We start from the raw sequence: 17,204 nt of genomic DNA, 5'->3' as shown, positions 1-17,204 counted from the left end.
TGTGTTCAGCTCTTGTCTACCGTGAAGTTTATAAGCCAGCTATCTTTTTGAGGTCGTCGATTGCGCCGGGAGCGGCACCCAGCACCACCGATCCTTTGGTCAGGCATTCACCTTCCGTCGGAAAGGGGAGGTACCAGCCGCCGGCTTCCTTCACGAGGCAATAACCGGCCAGGCAATCCCACGCATGCATATAGGGTTCGTAATATCCGACCAAGCGACCGGCGGCGACATAGGCGAGCATGAGAGCGCCCGAGCCGTTGCGGATAAAATTGCCCCCGGCTTCGAGTACCCGCTCGACCATTTTCGCGACGAAGGCCGGCGAGACATGGTTGTTGGCGCCGATACCTGTCACGGCGTTGCGGATATTGCGCGAGGCATCCAGCTTGAGGCTCTTGCTGTTCAGGGTGGCGCCCTTGCCATGTGCGGCGATATAAAGCTCATCGTGGCATGGCGCCGAAATGACACCGATCACGGGAACGCCTGCATATAGGACCGCGATGGAGACGCACCAGTTGGGCATGCCGTTGACGAAGGGGCTTGTTCCGTCAATCGGGTCTACGACCCAGGTGTAGTCGGAGGGACCTGTCTCAAGCCCATATTCCTCACCGAGAATACTATCCCCGGAATGGGCCTTGTGAATGCGGCTACGGATGAGATTTTCCACCTCCCGATCGGCAATCGACACGACATCCTGCAGGTCGCGCTTGGTTTCGATGATCAGGGTCTCGCGACGCCTGAAATAGTCGAGAGCGAGCTTGCCGGCCTCGCGGGCAATGACCTCGGCAAGGGCGAGACGTGCTTCGAGATCGGCAAGGGGAACGGATGTCATGCGGTATGTCCTTAATCGTCTGGTGTTTGACGGCGCTTAGCCGGCGATGACGGCAATGCCACGATCCTTGAAGGCGATGGTGACATCCGTGTTGGGAGGAAGGGCGTAATCGACGCTTGCGTCGACGACAAAGAGCGAGCCGCGATCGGTTTTTACCTCATATTCGACGTGATCGCCGAGATAGGCAGAGTGAGTGATCTGGCCATTGAAGAGGCCGCTGCTGGTTCTTGGCGTCAGCGTGATGGCGTTCGGTCGAACGGCAAGCTGGGCCGGGCCGCGCTTGGCTGAACGGCTGCTGACCCTGTGGCGAAGTCCTTCGATCGCGATCGTGACGCCATCGCCATCGGTTTCCACGACGTCGCATGGCATGACATTGGCCTCACCCATGAAGTCGGCGATGAAGGCGGAGGCCGGGGCATCGTAGAGCTCGCGCGGTGCACCTTGCTGCGCGATACCGCCATCCTTCATGACGATGATGCGATCCGATACGGCAAGTGCCTCATCCTGGTCATGGGTAACGTAGACTGCGGTAAAGCCGAGCCGCTGCTGCAACTCGCGAATATCCGTCCGGACACGGCGACGCAGCCGCGCATCGAGATTGGAAAGCGGCTCGTCAAGAAGCAACACCTGTGGTTCGACGACGAGCGCCCGTGCGACAGCGACACGCTGCTGCTGGCCACCGGAGAGTTCGGCGGGAAGACGCAGGCCCATGCCGGAAAGGCCAACAAGGCTGAGCGCGTCTTCCGCCTTCTCGCGTGCTGCCTTGCGTTTCATACCCGAGGATTCCAGCCCGTAAGCGACATTGTCGAGTGCCGTCATGTGCGGAAACAGGGCATAGCTCTGGAAGACCATCGAGACGTCGCGTTCGTTGGCCGGAAGCATGGTGACGTCCTTGCCGCCGATCAGGATACGGCCGGAGGAGGGATGTTCGAGCCCCGCCAGCATGCGAAGTGTCGTCGTTTTGCCGCAGCCGGAGGGGCCGAGCAGGGTTACAAGCGTTCCAGGCTCTATGGTGAGCGACAGATCGGGAATAGCGGTAAAAGCGCCGAAGGTCTTTCGGACATTTTCGAAGACGACGGAACCGGGAGCCTTCGGATTCATGCGGTTTTCTCCTGAGCAAGCGATGCGGGCGCGATCGGCGACGGTGTCGTTGCGACACGGTTTACCCGTCGCAGCCGCCTTTCTCCGACAAGCAGCTGGAAGCCGGCGATGACGGTAATCATGACGCCGATGAGCGCGGAGGAATACGCGATCGCAACGCCATATTCACCGTTTTCGACCAAGCCGACGATATAGGCGGTGGACATATTGTACTGGGCGCTGACAAGGAAGATGACCGCGCTGATCGACGTGATGGCCCGCACGAAGGAATAGACGAGAGCTGCGGTAATCGCCGGTCGCAGCAATGGCAGGATTACCTTGCGGAGGGTGCGAAGGCTGTCGGCTCGTAGAGTCAACGAGGCCTCGTCGAGGCTTTTGTCGAGCTGGCTCATGGCTGCAACGCCACCGCGCACGCCGACCGGCATGTTACGGAATACGAAGCAGGCAACCAGGATCAATGCCGTTCCGGTCATTTCCAGCGGCGGCAGATTGAAGGCCATGATGTAGCTGATGCCGATGACGGTACCGGGAATCGCAAAGCTCATCATCAGCGCGAATTCGAACAGGCCGCGGCCGACGAACTTCTGCCGCACGATCAGATAGGCGGTGAGCAAGCCGACGGCCGCCGTCAAGGGTGCGGAGATCAGGGCGATTTCCATCGTCGTCCAGAAGGAGTTCCAGGCAACGCCGCTCCAGGCAAGACCACCATCGTCGCGCAGGCCGATTGAGAAAGCCTTGACGTAATGTTCGACCGTCAGCGTGTTGTCGAGGCCCCAGGTGCGCACGAAACCACCAAAGAGGATCATGACGTAGACGATGACGGTAAAGATCATCCAGGGAATGACGAGCGCATGGATCGCAATCGAAAGGCCACGGGGCAGGGCGCTATGGGCGCCCGAATCGCCCTTGCCGGTGACAGTCGCAAAGCTCTTGCCCTGCAGCCAGAGGCGCTGTGCAAGGAAGGCGCTCAGCGTGAAGACGAGCAGGATCATGGCAAGGACAGCGGCGCGCGACGGATCGTTCTGTGCACCGACGACACTGAAGAATATTTCCGTCGACAGAACGCCATGGCTGCCGCCGAGCACCATCGGATTGCCGAAATCCGCCATGCTCTCGATGAAGCCGATCAGGAAGGCATTTGCCAGGCCTGGCTTCATCAGCGGTAGGGAGACCCGCCAGAATGTACGCCAGCGATCGGCGCGAAGGGTTTGAGAAGCCTCTTCCATCGACGGGCTGACGCCTTCGACCACACCGATGAGTACGAGGAAAGAGATCGGCGTGAAGGAGAGAACCTGCGCGATCCAGATACCCGTCAGCCCGTAGAGCCAGCGACTTGGTTCCGTTCCGAAGATCGAGGCCGCAACCTGCGTGACAACGCCCGCCCGCCCGAACAGCAATGTCAGTGCCAGGCCGACCACGAAGGGCGGCGTGATGATCGGCAGGATTGTGAGAAGCCTCAATCCCTTCTTGAAGGGGAACCGCGTGCGGGTGGCGACAAGCGCAAAGCAGAGCCCAAGCAGCGTCGACCCGCCTGCCGTCAGTATCGCCAGCCAGAGTGTGCGCCAGGCAACGCCGCAACGGTCACCGCCGACAATGCAGCTGAGGCTCCAGATCGACGGATCCTGGATGTTCGTCGTGAAGCCGCTGGGATCGAACGATCCGTCGAAGGACTGGAAGGCCCCGATGAACATGCTGCCGACGGGATAGAAGACGAAGATCGCGACCAGCACGACCAGCATGGTGATGGCGCTGACGACAAAGGCATCGCCCTTCATCGCGCCGCGTTCGGCAAGGCCGAAAGAAAAGAGCAGGATGAAGACAATGCCGAGCGTAACGGCGCCGGCACCCATGGCCGGCTGGCCATCTGCCAGCGCGCCGAACATGGTTTCACAGATTGACCAGCTCCAGCCCGATGCGGTGATCGCGAGTCCCTGAAGCGATAGAAAGGCAAGGCCCAATGCTCCCGCGAGCGCCATCAGCGCGCCGCGCGGCATCGGATTGGACACGAAGCGCGCGATGCTGCCGAGCACGAAAAGCCCGACGGCGATCGCGAGCCACCATCGACCGTAACTGGTAATCTGCAGGATTCCAGGTGCTGTGGAGGGGTCGCGTGGAAAGCTGCCCAGCCAGCCAAGGCTGAAGAAGCCGCCCTCGATGCGATACCATGGGAGCAGTATCAGGGCGGCGATGCCGAAGATCAGCGCGACATCCAGCCGGCGTTTGCTATTGGTCATGGTCGGATCGCATCCCGTTCGGAACAATTCAGAGAAATTGCAGGCCGGATGCACGAGGAGCCGGCCTGCCCAGGCAGTCGATAAAGGCGATCAGTTGGCCTTCGCACCGATTTCCTTGTCCCAACGAGCAAGCAGAGCCTTGCGGACGGTCGGATCGCCATACTTCTTGAAGTCGTAGTCGATCAGCTTGATGTCCTCGAACTTCGGTGCCTCCTTCGGGACCGCAGCCGACTTGTTGGAGGGGAGCTGATAGGACTTCGCGTCCTTCATATGCGATTGCGCCTCTGCGCTCAGCGCCCAGTCGTACCACTTCTTGGCGTTCTCGAGATTTCTCGCGCCCTTAATGATGGACATGGAGCCGATCTCGTAGCCCGTGCCCTCGCAAGGCGCGACCGCCTTGATGGGAAAACCCTCGACCGTCTGGGCAACCGCGTCGTGCATGAAGACGATGCCGATCGTCGATTCTCCGCGCGCCGCTGCTTTCACCGGGGCGGAGCCCGATTTGGTATATTGGGAAACATTGGCATTGAGCTTTGAAAGATATTCGAAAGCCTTGTCCTCACCCATGATCTGCACGAGTGTGGCGAGCGTATTATAGGATGTCCCGGACGAGTTCGGATTGGCGATCTGGATCTCGCCCTTGTAGGAAGGGTCGAGCAGATCGGCCCAGCACTTTGGCTCCTTCAGGCCCTTCTTCTTGAGGATGTCGGTGTTATAGCCCCAGCCGAGCGCGCCGGCATAAACGCCGACCGTGCGGAAGTTGGCGCTTTCAGCCTGTTTTTTCGCCCAGTCCTGCAATTGGTCCAAAAGTGGCGATTTATATTCGAGTGTCAGGCCCTCGGCCGCCGCCTGCAGATGTGGGTCGCCGGTCCCGGCCCACCAGATGTCGGTCTTCGGATTGCGCGCCTCGGCGCGGATCTTGGCATAGGTTTCGCCGGCGGAAAGCCGGACCATGTTGACCTTGATGTCGCTCTGTTTTTCGAACAGGCCCTTCATCAGATCGCAGACTTCTGGATCGGCAGAGCAGATCACATTGAGATCGCCGGCGGCATGGGCCGACCAGGCAATAAGAGATATTCCCGCGGCAAGGGTTGCCGCGGCCATGTTGACCAATCGCATGATGTCCTCCTGCTATGCGGCGCCTCCACGCCGAGCGCTCTTTGCAAGCGTGTGCAAATGCTGCATTGAACAGCGATCCATGTCAACCATCACCGTCATAAAAGTTTCACAATGCTGACTTGGCTATAGTATTGCACACGCTTGCAAACTATGTGAAGCTTCGTCGGGATTTGGGGAGACGACCGTGTCGCAAAGGGATTTTGTCAGCGCTGAAGAAGTGGCAAAGCGAGCGGGCGTTTCTCGTTCGGCCGTTTCTCGTGCGTTCACGCCTGGCGCCAGTGTCTCCGAGGCAACGCGGAAAAAGGTTCTGCAGGCGGCGGAAGAACTTGGATATCAGGTCAATCATCTTGCCCGCGGGCTGATGCGCAATGAGAGCGGCATCGTCTGCCTGATCGTCTCGGAGGTGGCGACACCTTACCGCTCCGCATTGCTGCGCGAGCTGACACAGCAATTGCAGATCGCCGGCAAGGTCGCGATGCTGGTCAACACCGATCGTTCCGACGGCAGCGTCGATCGCGCCCTTCAGCAGGCAATCCGTTATAGGGCGGATGCGTCGATCATTCTCTCAGGTCTGCCTGACAAGTCGATCACGAAACTTTGTCTACGCAACGGCCAGCGCCTCGTTCTGATCAACAGAGACGACGATCAACCCGGACCTTTGCGGATCAATCTTGATGATCACGAGGCGGCAGGGCGTGTTGTAACTGCCTTTGTCCGTGCCGGTTGTACCAGGCTTGCTTTCGCAAATTCGGAAGCCGGTACGCCAAGTTTGATGGCACGCGAGACCGGGTTCATCGCCGCGGCCAAAGCCCAGGGACTGGATGTCATCGTCGAGCGATATGGTTGGACCGGATACGAGGCAGGTAAGGTTGTCGCGCAACGGCTGCTAACCCGGAGGGAAAGACCGGATGCTGTCTTTTGCGCGACGGATCTCATTGCCTGCGGTTTCATGGATGCGGCGCGGCACCAGTTCTCGCTTTCAATCCCGGATCAGCTCTGCGTGGTTGGCTTTGACGACATCGAGCAAGCCTCCTGGTCTTCCTATAATTTGACGACCTTTGTGCAGCCCGTGGTGGCAATCGCGCGGCATGCGGTGACATGGCTGACCGAGGACCCGTCATCGGACGGGCTCGATGACCATTCGGTAAAATTGCACGCCGAGCTCACCTGGCGAGGCTCGGTTAGAGGAGGATAGCCATTGGGTTCTTATCTTTTGCATCGTTCCGACCGCGGTTCAGCGCGCCCTCGGACCTGACGGCTCTCCTTCAGAGCTGCACCAAGATGAACGCATGGCCCGGATGCTTGCGGACGAGAAGGTCGAGTTTCGTAGAGCGGCATCGAGATGGTGGAGGCGACTCGCTTCATCTCGATCTGCTGCGTGATCTCAAGCAGATAAATTCACATCTGGTTGCCGCTGCATATCCGGTACTCGAAGTGCGCGGAGAGCTTCTTGAGTGCCGGATCACAAGATCAGAGGGAAAACCCGTTGTGGAAACAAATGCCTAACCTGACGGACGCAATGGCATGAAGTCAAAGAAAGGCGGCGGAAAGCCTGCCTCTCCTAAATCAAAACACCTGCTGCAACAGCTCGCGAGCACGCCGGAAAAGCTGTTTGCAGACGCGTTTCGCAACCAATATGGCGCGCTCTGCTTCCGTTACAGGGATGGTCGTGACGAGACTGAGATACTGCTGATCACGTCGCGCGACAGCGGGCGGTGGATCGTACCGAAGGGATGGCCGATGAAGGGCAAGGAGCCTCACGAGGCGGCCGCGATCGAAGCTTGGCAGGAGGCGGGGGTTCGCGGCAAGGTGAGGAAAACGCCGATCGGCCGGTATACGTATCTGAAGGAGCTTGATGATGGAAAGGTCGTGCCGTGCGTCGTCGATATGTTTCAAATCGAGGTGAAAGAGGTCGGGACGGAATTCAAGGAGCGAGGACAGCGTCGGCTCGATTGGGTTAGCCCCGACGAAGCGGCACGGCGGGTGCGCGAAATCGAGCTTAAATCGCTGCTCGTCAACTTTAAGCCACTGGCAAAGTGATCGCCATTTTCCCGTCCATATCTCATCAAGAGTTATATTTAACCAACCGTTGCAGGTAGTAAGACCGGAGCGTCGACATCGAGTGACGGTATTGGTTGACCAGTCGAAGAGCGGCGGTTTGAACCATGCAAGGCGGATAGGATTCATGCTCGGCTGGATTTGCGAACCCTTCGGCCATTTTCATTGTGTCGATGCGATTGGCTCAGGAAAAATGCTGGCAATGGTGTTTGCCATTGCCAGCAAGAGCTTGTCGGGAACTAGGAGAAACCGACAAGCCGGGGAACGTATGTCGGGCTGTTGGACCGGTCGAGATCATCCACTGACGGCATTGAGGAGATCGTGTCGGGAAATCACTCCAACCGGCCGTTCGTCGTCGAGGACGGTGATTTCTCCATCGTGCTCCTTGGCAATTTGCAGCAGCCTCGACAGTTTATCCGTTGCAAGGACGGTCGGGCCTGATACGGGAATGGACGCTGCCGCTATAGGTTGCATCACTCTTCTCGCCGAAATCAATTCGAGCCGGGAAATTCCCTTCACGAAATCGGCGACGTAATCGTCCGCCGGCTCGGTCACGATCTGCTCGGGAGTTCCCACCTGGACAAACCGTCCGTCCTTCATGATCGCGATATGAGTTCCGAGCCGGATGGCCTCATCGAGGTCATGCGTGATGAATACGGTCGTTTTCTTGAGAACCTTTGACAGGTCGAGAAACTGCTCCTGGAGCTGCCGTCTGATCAGTGGATCGAGGGCGGAGAATGGCTCGTCCATCAGCAGGATCTCCGGATCGGCTGCCATCGCTCGTGCAAGGCCCACCCGCTGTTTCATCCCGCCGGATAGCTCATCGGGGAAGCGATCGCCCCAGCCGTCCAAACTCACCAGTTTGAGCTTTTCGGCTGCAATCATGTGGCGCTCGTTCCGGTTCATGCCGCGTAGCTCCAGGCTCAGAGCGACATTGTCGATCACCGTGCGATGTGGAAGCAGGGCCATGTTCTGGAAGACCATTCCCACGCTCTGGGACCGCAATTGCCTGAGTTCCGGCCCCTGCAGCGAGTTGACGTTCTGATTGGCGACGCGGATCACGCCCGCCGTCGGTTCGATAAGGCGATTGATATGCCGGACCAGTGTGGACTTTCCGGAACCGGAAAGTCCCATGATACAGAAAATCTCGCCTTTCCCGACCGTGAACGAGACGTCCACCACGCCAACCACGCAACCGTATTGCTCCAGGATCTCCTTCTTGCTCAGCCCATGGTCGTTGACGGCCTTATAGGCCTCTTTGGATTTCTCGCCGAAAATCTTCCAAACGTTGCTGCATTCTATGACTGCTTCGGTCATGGCTGCATTCCTCAATTCTTGATGGCCGACGACTGCGGTACGTCCTGAGCTGCGGGACTGTATGAGCTTCCCACGCAGGATCGGACGAGGCCGACAGGCCCGCGAGTCAGCCATTCCCCTCGTTTCGTTGGTTTTGCCAGTGCCTGCGTCAGGCGGTCCAATACGATCGCGAGGGCGACAATCCCCAGGCCGCCAACCGTGGCTATGCCGATATCAAGACGTCCAATGCCGCGCAGCACCATCTGACCGAGCCCGCCGACGGCAATCATCGAAGCGATGACGACCATCGAAAGCGACATCATCAGGGTCTGGTTGACGCCTGCCATGATCGTCGGCAGGGCCAACGGCAGCTGCGCCTTCCAGAGCAGCTGGGACTCGGTCGAACCGAAGGCTCGCATCGCTTCGACCACATCGACCGGAACCTGCTTCATCCCGAGATAGGTCAGCCTGATAACGGGGGCGACGGCGAATATGACGGTGACGATGACGCCGGGCACGTTGCCGATCCCGAAAAGCATGACGACAGGAACCAGGTAGACGAAGGCGGGAATGGTCTGCATCCCGTCGAGCAGAGGTCGAAGGATCGCGTAGAGCGTGTCGGAACGCGACGCCCATATGCCGAGCGGAAGACCGATCACGATGGAGAAGATCAGCGAGGTCAAAACGATAGACAAGGTGAGCATCGTCTCCGGCCAGACACCGATGAAGCCGACGAAGACCAAGGTGGCAGCTAATCCGACGGCCAGCCTGATCCCGGCAATTTGCCAGGCCAGCAGCGTGACCACGACGATCACGATTGTCGGCGGCACCGCGCTCAAGCCGGCGGAGAAGGACTGAAGCATCGTGTCGATCGGGCCTTTCACGGCCTGGAAGAACGGGCGGTAGTTGTCCACCAGCCATCTGAGACCGACCGTCATCCAATCTGCAAGTGGAAGCTTACCACAAGCAAACGGGTCAAGAATTCCGCAGTTTGCCATTACGTTCCCTCTTTTTATTAGGTCTTGTTAATAGTGTTGAATAACACAGGAGGCGTTGTTTCCCCGGCGCAAAAAAGTAGACCGTCAGGTGACTTTATTTCGGCTTTCATCAGCGGCGCCAAACACCGTAGCTTCTGCCTATCCGCCATGATGGAGACCGCGATGAAGCTGACAGCGATAAACGTGTACAATGTTGATCTGCCGGTTGCGGGCGGGTACAAAATGGCGTCCGCGACGGTGACGTTCCTGCAGAGCACCGTGGTTGAACTCGTCACCGACGAAGGCATTATTGGATTTGGGGAAACATGCCCGGTGGGACCGGTCTATCAACCGCAGCATATGTTGGGCGCTCGTGCTGCCCTCCAGGAAATCGGTTCCAGTCTTATCGGCCTCGATCCTCGGAACATCGGCCAGCTGAACCGCGCCATGGATGCTTCGCTCAACGGCAGCCGGTACGCCAAGGCTGCTATCGACATTGCTGCCTGGGACATCGCGGGCAACAGCTATGGCCGGCGCGTATGCGACCTTCTCGGCGGAGCGACCGGAGACACGATCCCGACATACTATTCGATCACGACGGCCTCGCCTGACGAGATGGCGAGGGAAGCACGCGAACGCCAACTGGAAGGCTATGCCCGCATTCAGCTCAAGATCGGCGGGCGCGATGTCGAGGAGGACATCGAGACGCTGCACAAGGTCAAGGCGGCGATCAAACCGGGGATAAGGCTTGCGGCCGATGCGAACCGAAGTCTTACCAGCCGGGACGCGATGTTCCTGTCGCAGCGTTGCAGGGATATCTCCATGGTGATGGAGCAGCCCTGCAATACGGTGGAGGAGATCGCGGCGGTTCGCCACCAGCTTTGCCACCCTGTCTATATGGACGAGCTGGCGGAGGACGTGAACAGCGTAATGCGGGCGGTTTCAGGCGGATTGGTCGATGGTTTCGGCCTCAAGCTGACTCGTGTCGGAGGCATCTCGGCCTTGAGGACCGTCCGCGACATCTGCGATGCACGCAGCCTGCCGCACACTTGCGACGATGCCTGGGGCGGCGACATCATCGCCGCGGCCTGCGTGCATGTGGGTGCCACCGTCGCGCCATCGAGGTTCGAAGGGTCCTGGATCGCCGCACCCTACATCGAAGGACATTACGACGCGGAAAATTCCGTTCGTATCGAGCAGGGGCGCATCAAAGTGCCGACCGGGCCGGGCCTTGGCGTAAAGCCGGACAGGTCGAAGCTCGGCTCACCAGTCCTGTCGTTTGGCTGATATCATCCTGTTGGGCGTGATACCTCGTTCCCGCTCGGCCATTTCACGCAACCAATCGCGAAACACGGTGGCCGCGACCGAAAGCTCGCGATTATTGTTCCAGGTCAGATAATAGGCGCCCGGTGCCGGGATCACCAGATCGGTGATCCGCACCAACTTTCCTTCATTTATGAGATGACGCACCAGGCGGTCCCATCCGATTGCGACGCCTTGGTCCGCCATGGCGGCCTGTATGGCGACACTGAATTTACCGAACCTCCGGCCGGCGCCATGACCATGGGGGATCCCGGCACGCAATAGGACCTCATCCCATCCCGCCCAATCCGGATCGACCCAATCCACATGCAGGTGCGGCAGTTCCCCCAGGCCCACGGCTGTGACGCCTTCGTGTTCGGCGGCGAAACCTGGAGCACATACCGGATAGATCACGTCGTCAAACAACAGTTCCGCAGTTTCGTCGAGCCATGCGCCGAACCCATAGCGTATTCGAAGCTCGACCTCGGCTCGTCGAAAATCCTTGGCGTTGTCGGAAATAAGGTGGTCCACCGCGATTTCGGGATAGCGACGCCAGAAGTCAGGCATTCTCGGGATCAGCCACATCGTCGCAAAAGCGTCGGTGCAGGCAATCGTCACGTTTCGCGCCCGATCGCCGCGCTTGATCGAGCGGACGACCTCCGAAGCCTTCGAAAATCCGCTGGCCAATACACCGTAGAGTTCTTCTCCCTCGGTGGTGAGGGCGACACCCTTCGCATTCCGCACGAATAGCGGCACACCCACCTCGTCTTCGATCGCCTTGATCTGGCGGCTGACGGCGCCAGGCGTGACGTTCAATTCGCTGGCTGCCAACTTGAAACTCAGATGACGCGCAGACGCCTCGAACACAGCAAGCGTCGTGAGCGATGGAAGGTCGTAAAACCTGCGAACCAAGAATCCCTCTCCCAAAGGCAATGGTAAGCCTGCACGCTAGCATAATAGTCAACTGACGCGTGAGACTTTTGCATTTGGTTATTCCGCATGCCTCGGTCATTAGTCTAGTCCGTGCGCGACGTCGAGTTTTCCGCACACCGAGAGAATTTTTCTGGGGGAGGACAGGCGCCATGAGCATGCAATCCAACACGGCAAGAAGGGGTGGCCGAGACGCCCGCCGGATGCTTCGGACCACTCCGAAATTCCAGATGCTTCCGACGCTGAAGCGCGGTCTTCCGAATGTCGAACCGATGGACGAGGAGCAGATCGAGCAAATTCATAATGCTTCGATGGACATTCTCGAGGAGGTCGGCGTCGTGTTCCGCGATCCGATCGCACTCGATGATTGGAAGCGGGCAGGGGCCGACGTCAGGGGCGAGCGGGTCCATCTGGATCGTGCTCTTATCATGGACCTCATCAAGACCATTCCGTCCGACATCAAATATTACGCCCGGAATCCGGAAAACAATGTTGAGCTCGGGGGCAAGAATTCGATTTTCGTGCCGATGACGGGCGCGCCCTACATGCGAGACCTCGAAGATGTTCGCCGCGGGCCGACGATCGCCGACCTGGGAACATTCCACAAACTTGCTCACATGATGCCCGCACTGCATTCGTCGGCGCACCACATCGTCGAGCCTATGGATATCGTGGTGGCCCATCGTCACCTTCACATCACCTATTCCTCGATGAAGTATTCGGACAAGATGTTCATGGGCATGACGACGTCGCCCAAGAACGCCGAGGATGTGCTCGACATGTGCGCGATCCTGTTCGGCGCGGAGTTCATGGAGACGCATGCGGTTGCCACCGGAAACTGCAACGGCAACTCGCCCTTGGTCTGGGACCAGACCATGCTCGGCGCCATGCGGGCATTCAACCGGCGCAACCAGCCGGTTCTCTGCTCGCCGTTTGTGCTCGGTGGTGCCAATACCCCCGCCTCTACCGCAGCCGCAGTCGCCCAGCTTAACGCCGAGGCTCTTTCCGCACTCGCCTATACGCAGGTCGTCCGCCGCGGATGCCCTGCGATCTACGGGCACTATCTCTCGACCGTTTCGATGCAGTCGGGCGCGCCGATGGCCGGGACGCCCGAAATTTCCCTCATGAACTTCATGATCGGCCAGATGGCGCGCCACTACAACGTTCCCTGGCGCACCTCGAATCTCCTGGGCGGCGCCAAGATGTTCGACGCTCAATCGGGCTATGAAAGCGCGATGACGATGATGGCGGTCCTGATGTCCGGAGCGAATTACATCTGGCATTCGGCGGGGTGGAACGAGGCGGGAATGCACTGCTCGATCGCGAAGTTCATGGTGGACTCCGAAGTTTGCGCGATGGGCTACCGCATGGCTGAAGGCGTCAAGTGGCATGACTTCGACGAAGCACTGGCAGCCGTCCGCGATGTCGGCCCCGGTGGTCACTATCTCGGTCATCCGCATACCCAGGCGAACTTCCAAAACGCGTTCTTCATGCCGAAACTGTTCGACAACAACTCGATCGAGCAATGGATTGCCGACGGATCCAAGGATATCAAGCAGCGTGCGCTGGAGCAGGCTCGATACCTGTTGTCGGAGTACCAGGAGCCCAAGCTCGACGAAGCCGTCGAGGAGGAACTGCGTGCCTATATCGACCGCCGCAGTCGCGAAATCCCTGCCGTCGACGCGCTGAACGAAGATCATTGATCTCTTCAGAGCGTCTAGCGAGGCGCATTCGCAAGGGGAGCGGAGAGATGAGACGAATATCGGAATGGCCGGACGATGACGTTGCGGATTTGGTCGATGATGCGGCCACTTTCGCCGAGCCAGCCCTTTTGGGTCAGGATGACGCCTCCACGGTTACGATTCTTCTGTTTCCCGGCTTTTCGCTGCTAAGCCTTTCTTCCTTCCTCGCACCGTTCGAAAAAGCCAATGCAATTCTGGGGCGGCAGAGATTTCGCTGGGCTTTCGCAAGCAGATCCGGTGCTTCTGAAGCCTGCAGCCTTGGTCTGGCAATGCCGGTTCAATTTCGATTCTCGGAAGTCATGCCCAAAATGGGCTCATCCGCGCGCACCGAAATGGTCGTTATGATCGCGGACGGCGCTGCAGAACCCGGTGCGTCGGCTGAGCTATCGGGCGCCATACGGCTGTGCCTTCGACAGAACATACCCGTGGTCGCTCTCGGAACGGCCACATGGATGCTTGCCGAGATGGGTGCGCTGAAGAATGCCGAATGCACCATTCATTGGGAGCAGTCTGCCGCCTTTTCCGAGACGTTCAACAACCTCAAGGCGATTGACGCAATCTATACCGCAGATGGCGGTATATGGAGTTGTGCCGGGCAAACCTCGGCATTCGATCTTGCGATAGCGCTTCTCGAACGCACGCTTGGTACGTATCTGACGGCGGATATCTGCAAGCGCAATGTTGCCGACGGAGTAAGGGACCGGACGCATCGGCAAACGGGCTGGTATCCGTGGACCGCGCGCGGCACGAGCAGCAAGCTTGCCCAGGCGCTCGCGCTGATGGAGGGCTGCCTGGATGAACCGCTCTCGCTCGATCGGATTGCGGATATGTTGACGATCTCAAGGCGACAGCTGGAGCGCCTGTTCGAAACCTATCTCGGCATCTCTCCGCACAAATACTATGTTCAGTTGCGTCTCGATCGTGCGAGACAGTTGGTTAAAGCCACCAACAAGCCCATCGTCGACATTGCAGTAGCATGTGGTTTCGTCTCGGCATCTCATTTTTCGAAATGCTACCGTCTTCTGTATGGATGCAGTCCCCAGCAAGCAAGGCTGGAGCGCATGACGCCGATTGGGATCCGGAAGAAGAAGCGACACGCCGCATTCTGGTAGAGCGTCTCATCCGGCATTCTTGCAGGTCTGCGACCACCTCAGCACAACCAATGGAATTTCGGTCAAAGCGATCTTATTCGCGGTATCCGGCAGCGCGGCCACATCCTCTATCAAGAGCAAACAACACAATGAGATCAGTGCATTAAAGTCACCTGACGGTCTACTTTTTTACGGCGTTGAGTTCGAAAGACATGTGTTACCAATCTTAGTACTCCATGGGAGGAGTATCTGGAACGCAGAGCTAAAGGCGCTTTGCACTGCGTAGTTCGGAAGGTCGAGCGTCAATCAAAAAAGAGGGAACTGGCATCATGAAGATAAAGTCCATCGCTGCCCTGTTGGCATCGCTTCTGGCAGTGACCGGCAATGCGTCGGCAGCCGAGCAAGTGAAACCGGCATGGTCCGGAATTACTGAAGAGTTGTTCCAGACATATATCGTTTCGCAGGGATTGAAAGATCTTGGCTACGATGTTGCCGAGCCCGTTCAAACACAAGTTCAGCTTGCCCATGTCGCGGTAGCAAACGGTGATCTCACCTTCTATGCGGCCCACTGGGAGCCGCTTCACGAAGCCTATTGGAAGGAAGCCGGCGGCGATGCAAAGCTTATCCGGCTTGGAAAGCTCTCGACCAACTCGCTGCAGGGCTATCTCATCGACAAGAAGACTGCGGATGCGACCGGGATCAAATATCTCGAAGATCTGAAAGATCCAGAGAAGGCAAAGCTCTTCGACATTAATGGTAATGGAAAGGCTGATCTCTACGGCTGCGAACCTGGCTGGGGCTGCGAGCGCGTCATCGAACATCAACTGGATGCCTACGGCCTTCGAGATACTGTCGAACATCAACAGGGCGGTTATTTCTCCATCATCCCCGATGCGATCGAGAGGATCAAGGAAGGTAAGCCGACCCTCTATTACACCTGGACGCCGCTGTGGGTTTCCGCCGTGCTTCGGCCAGGCAAGGAAGTGGTCTGGCTCAATGTCAAGAAGACCGAACTTCCCGATGGCAAGACGGACAACACCACGGTCCCAGGTCTGGGCAATCTCGGCTTTCCGGTGAACGACCAGATGGTCATTGCCAACACCGCCTTCGTAAACGCCAACCCGTCGGCCAAGAAGTGGTTCGAGCAGGTGCAAATCCCTGTTGAAGACATCAATGCCGAAAACAAACTCGTCAATGACGGCGAGAAGTCCAATGAGCAGATCAAGAAGCATGTGACCGATTGGATCTCGGCGCACAAGTCGGAATGGGACAAGTGGATCGCAGACGCCAAGGCTGCGAAGTAATGGAGCAGACGCTGCCGTTCTGTGCGGCAGCGTCATCGCACGTTGGTTTTCTGATGCGTTCCGCGTGACGTTTGTCAGACTCTCGCCTGTATCGAGAGCAGGAACGCTTCAATCGAATCGGGTCGAATGTCAGTTATCCCGGTCGGATATCCCAGTTGGAGACCAGGCGTGTCGATGAAGAAATCGTCTTAAACTTCGAAGGCATCCACACCTCAGTCGATCCCGCGGTTTGGACAGGACGCCAAATAATATCGGACAGGAATAAAGGTCACGGCGCTTAGGGCCGCCCGCGGGTGCCTGTAGCGGTGTGGCGGAGTCAAGGCGCTCCAGTGCGAAGCCTTATAGCGTCAAACTCAATCGACACATGACTTTTTCTACGTTTTGCGACTCTGGCATTCCGGCCAGAGATCGAGAATAGTCTAGACACAACTGTCGAGTTTAGGGAGGGCTTATGAAGACCGAAAGCGGGATGACTGTCGTGGTGACCGGCGCGGCCGGCGGCATCGGTAGGGTGATTGCCAGGCAGTTCGTAAAGCGCGGCTATAATGTCATTGCTGGCGATGCCGACGCCAAGGCTTTGGAGGACGTTGCTGCCGATCTCAATCGCGATGGGCATGTCGTCTGGACAAAAGCAGGCGATCTCAGATCGAAAGCCTATTGCGAGGAGCTGATCGATTTTGCAGTTCAGGCAACGGGTCGGCTTGACGCGCTTGTCAACAATGCCGGCATCATCACGCGTGGCACGATCACCGAGACGACTGATGAAGACTGGGCAAGGACGTGGGATATCAACGTCAACGCCATTTTCTACACTTGCCGGAAGGCGATCGCACATATGAAGAGCCATGGCGGCGGCTCGATCGTCAATATCTCGTCGTGCTGGGGCCTTTATCCCGGTCCTGGACATCCCGCCTATTGTGCGAGCAAGGCGGCCGTTGCGAGCCTGTCGAAATGCCTCGGCCGGGACCATGCCGGCGACGGGATAAGAGTGAACGCCGTCTGCCCCAACGAAGTGAACACGCCAATGCTGCGCACCGGTTTCATCCGCCGGGGCTTCGATCCGGACACTGCCATCGAAGAATTGAACCGCAGCGTTCCTTTGGGACGGATCGCCGAGCCGGAAGACATTGCCGACGTGGTGACCTTCCTCACCTCCGATGCCAGCCGATACATCGCGGGTGCAACGATCGAAGTCAACGGCGCAAAAGCCGTTTATTGAGG

The 17,204-nt window shown here is 58.3% G+C and carries 14 protein-coding genes; 7 read left to right on the top strand and 7 right to left on the bottom strand.

Annotated elements, in window-relative coordinates; translation table 11 throughout:
* Positions 1 to 28: 28 nt before the first annotated feature.
* The 4 genes from ABOK31_RS30330 to ABOK31_RS30315 all read right to left on the bottom strand — a co-directional run bounded on the left by ABOK31_RS30330 (position 29) and on the right by ABOK31_RS30315 (position 5,283).
* The gene (locus tag ABOK31_RS30330; protein WP_349962697.1) at positions 29 to 829 is read right to left on the bottom strand and encodes an inositol monophosphatase family protein; all 801 of its coding nucleotides are present in this window, start codon (positions 827 to 829) and stop codon (positions 29 to 31) included.
* A gap of 36 nt (positions 830 to 865) precedes the next feature.
* Positions 866 to 1,930, bottom strand: coding sequence for an ABC transporter ATP-binding protein (locus ABOK31_RS30325; protein ID WP_174172679.1), 1,065 nt, complete (start codon positions 1,928 to 1,930; stop codon positions 866 to 868).
* Positions 1,927 to 4,164 (bottom strand): iron ABC transporter permease, encoded by a 2,238-nt coding sequence (locus tag ABOK31_RS30320; RefSeq protein WP_349962695.1) that lies wholly within the window; start codon positions 4,162 to 4,164, stop codon positions 1,927 to 1,929. The genes ABOK31_RS30325 and ABOK31_RS30320 overlap by 4 nt, the downstream gene beginning before the upstream one ends.
* A 90-nt stretch (positions 4,165 to 4,254) precedes the next feature.
* Complete coding sequence (locus ABOK31_RS30315; protein ID WP_174172677.1) at positions 4,255 to 5,283, bottom strand: ABC transporter substrate-binding protein; 1,029 nt, start codon at positions 5,281 to 5,283, stop codon at positions 4,255 to 4,257.
* Between the two features lie 184 nt (positions 5,284 to 5,467).
* Between ABOK31_RS30315 and ABOK31_RS30310 the strand changes: the two genes are divergently transcribed.
* On the top strand, positions 5,468 to 6,478 hold the full coding sequence (locus ABOK31_RS30310) for a substrate-binding domain-containing protein (protein WP_349962693.1): 1,011 nt from the start codon (positions 5,468 to 5,470) through the stop codon (positions 6,476 to 6,478).
* A gap of 329 nt (positions 6,479 to 6,807) precedes the next feature.
* Positions 6,808 to 7,323, top strand: coding sequence for an NUDIX hydrolase (locus tag ABOK31_RS30305; RefSeq protein WP_349962692.1), 516 nt, complete (start codon positions 6,808 to 6,810; stop codon positions 7,321 to 7,323).
* Between the two features lie 312 nt (positions 7,324 to 7,635).
* Here the strand turns inward: ABOK31_RS30305 and ABOK31_RS30300 are convergent, their stop codons facing one another.
* Both ABOK31_RS30300 and ABOK31_RS30295 read right to left on the bottom strand, forming a co-directional pair.
* Positions 7,636 to 8,658 (bottom strand): betaine/proline/choline family ABC transporter ATP-binding protein, encoded by a 1,023-nt coding sequence (locus ABOK31_RS30300; RefSeq protein WP_349962690.1) that lies wholly within the window; start codon positions 8,656 to 8,658, stop codon positions 7,636 to 7,638.
* Between the two features lie 11 nt (positions 8,659 to 8,669).
* A complete protein-coding gene (locus ABOK31_RS30295; RefSeq protein ID WP_350019319.1) occupies positions 8,670 to 9,575 on the bottom strand; it encodes an ABC transporter permease subunit in 906 nt (301 codons plus the stop codon).
* A gap of 222 nt (positions 9,576 to 9,797) precedes the next feature.
* Between ABOK31_RS30295 and ABOK31_RS30290 the strand changes: the two genes are divergently transcribed.
* Positions 9,798 to 10,901, top strand: a complete 1,104-nt coding sequence (locus ABOK31_RS30290; protein ID WP_349962686.1) for a mandelate racemase/muconate lactonizing enzyme family protein — start codon at positions 9,798 to 9,800, stop codon at positions 10,899 to 10,901.
* Here the strand turns inward: ABOK31_RS30290 and ABOK31_RS30285 are convergent.
* Positions 10,878 to 11,828 (bottom strand): LysR substrate-binding domain-containing protein, encoded by a 951-nt coding sequence (locus tag ABOK31_RS30285; protein WP_174172671.1) that lies wholly within the window; start codon positions 11,826 to 11,828, stop codon positions 10,878 to 10,880. The two genes, ABOK31_RS30290 and ABOK31_RS30285, sit on opposite strands and share 24 nt — an antisense overlap.
* Before the next feature lie 170 nt (positions 11,829 to 11,998).
* Between ABOK31_RS30285 and ABOK31_RS30280 the strand changes: the two genes are divergently transcribed.
* The 4 genes from ABOK31_RS30280 to ABOK31_RS30265 all read left to right on the top strand — a co-directional run bounded on the left by ABOK31_RS30280 (position 11,999) and on the right by ABOK31_RS30265 (position 17,202).
* Positions 11,999 to 13,549 carry a trimethylamine methyltransferase family protein gene (locus ABOK31_RS30280; protein ID WP_349962684.1) on the top strand — a complete coding sequence of 517 codons (1,551 nt, stop codon included), beginning with the start codon at positions 11,999 to 12,001 and terminating at the stop codon, positions 13,547 to 13,549.
* Between the two features lie 47 nt (positions 13,550 to 13,596).
* Positions 13,597 to 14,700: a helix-turn-helix domain-containing protein gene (locus tag ABOK31_RS30275; protein WP_349962683.1), complete on the top strand. Its 1,104-nt coding sequence runs from the start codon at positions 13,597 to 13,599 to the stop codon at positions 14,698 to 14,700.
* A gap of 308 nt (positions 14,701 to 15,008) precedes the next feature.
* Positions 15,009 to 15,983, top strand: coding sequence for a glycine betaine/L-proline ABC transporter substrate-binding protein ProX (gene proX, locus ABOK31_RS30270; protein WP_174172668.1), 975 nt, complete (start codon positions 15,009 to 15,011; stop codon positions 15,981 to 15,983).
* A gap of 451 nt (positions 15,984 to 16,434) precedes the next feature.
* Positions 16,435 to 17,202 carry an SDR family oxidoreductase gene (locus tag ABOK31_RS30265; protein WP_349962681.1) on the top strand — a complete coding sequence of 256 codons (768 nt, stop codon included), beginning with the start codon at positions 16,435 to 16,437 and terminating at the stop codon, positions 17,200 to 17,202.
* The last annotated feature ends 2 nt before the right edge of the window (positions 17,203 to 17,204 follow it).

This window comes from Rhizobium sp. ZPR4, assembly GCF_040215725.1.
GTDB classification, from domain to species: domain Bacteria; phylum Pseudomonadota; class Alphaproteobacteria; order Rhizobiales; family Rhizobiaceae; genus Rhizobium; species Rhizobium rhizogenes_D.
The sequence above is the reverse complement of the archived record's forward strand: the minus strand, read 5'-3'. Positions and strand labels throughout refer to the sequence as shown.

What these genes read in the sequence shown, in the direction of transcription:
- ABOK31_RS30330 (WP_349962697.1), bottom strand. Translation starts at nt 829, where the DNA reads ATGACATCCGTTCCCCTTGCCGATCTCGAAGCACGTCTCGCCCTTGCC.
- ABOK31_RS30325 (WP_174172679.1), bottom strand. Translation starts at nt 1,930, where the DNA reads ATGAATCCGAAGGCTCCCGGTTCCGTCGTCTTCGAAAATGTCCGAAAG.
- ABOK31_RS30320 (WP_349962695.1), bottom strand. Translation starts at nt 4,164, where the DNA reads ATGACCAATAGCAAACGCCGGCTGGATGTCGCGCTGATCTTCGGCATC.
- ABOK31_RS30315 (WP_174172677.1), bottom strand. Translation starts at nt 5,283, where the DNA reads ATGCGATTGGTCAACATGGCCGCGGCAACCCTTGCCGCGGGAATATCT.
- ABOK31_RS30305 (WP_349962692.1), top strand. Translation starts at nt 6,808, where the DNA reads ATGAAGTCAAAGAAAGGCGGCGGAAAGCCTGCCTCTCCTAAATCAAAA.
- ABOK31_RS30300 (WP_349962690.1), bottom strand. Translation starts at nt 8,658, where the DNA reads ATGACCGAAGCAGTCATAGAATGCAGCAACGTTTGGAAGATTTTCGGC.
- ABOK31_RS30295 (WP_350019319.1), bottom strand. Translation starts at nt 9,575, where the DNA reads ATGACGGTCGGTCTCAGATGGCTGGTGGACAACTACCGCCCGTTCTTC.
- ABOK31_RS30290 (WP_349962686.1), top strand. Translation starts at nt 9,798, where the DNA reads ATGAAGCTGACAGCGATAAACGTGTACAATGTTGATCTGCCGGTTGCG.
- ABOK31_RS30280 (WP_349962684.1), top strand. Translation starts at nt 11,999, where the DNA reads ATGAGCATGCAATCCAACACGGCAAGAAGGGGTGGCCGAGACGCCCGC.
- ABOK31_RS30275 (WP_349962683.1), top strand. Translation starts at nt 13,597, where the DNA reads ATGAGACGAATATCGGAATGGCCGGACGATGACGTTGCGGATTTGGTC.
- proX (WP_174172668.1), top strand. Translation starts at nt 15,009, where the DNA reads ATGAAGATAAAGTCCATCGCTGCCCTGTTGGCATCGCTTCTGGCAGTG.
- ABOK31_RS30265 (WP_349962681.1), top strand. Translation starts at nt 16,435, where the DNA reads ATGAAGACCGAAAGCGGGATGACTGTCGTGGTGACCGGCGCGGCCGGC.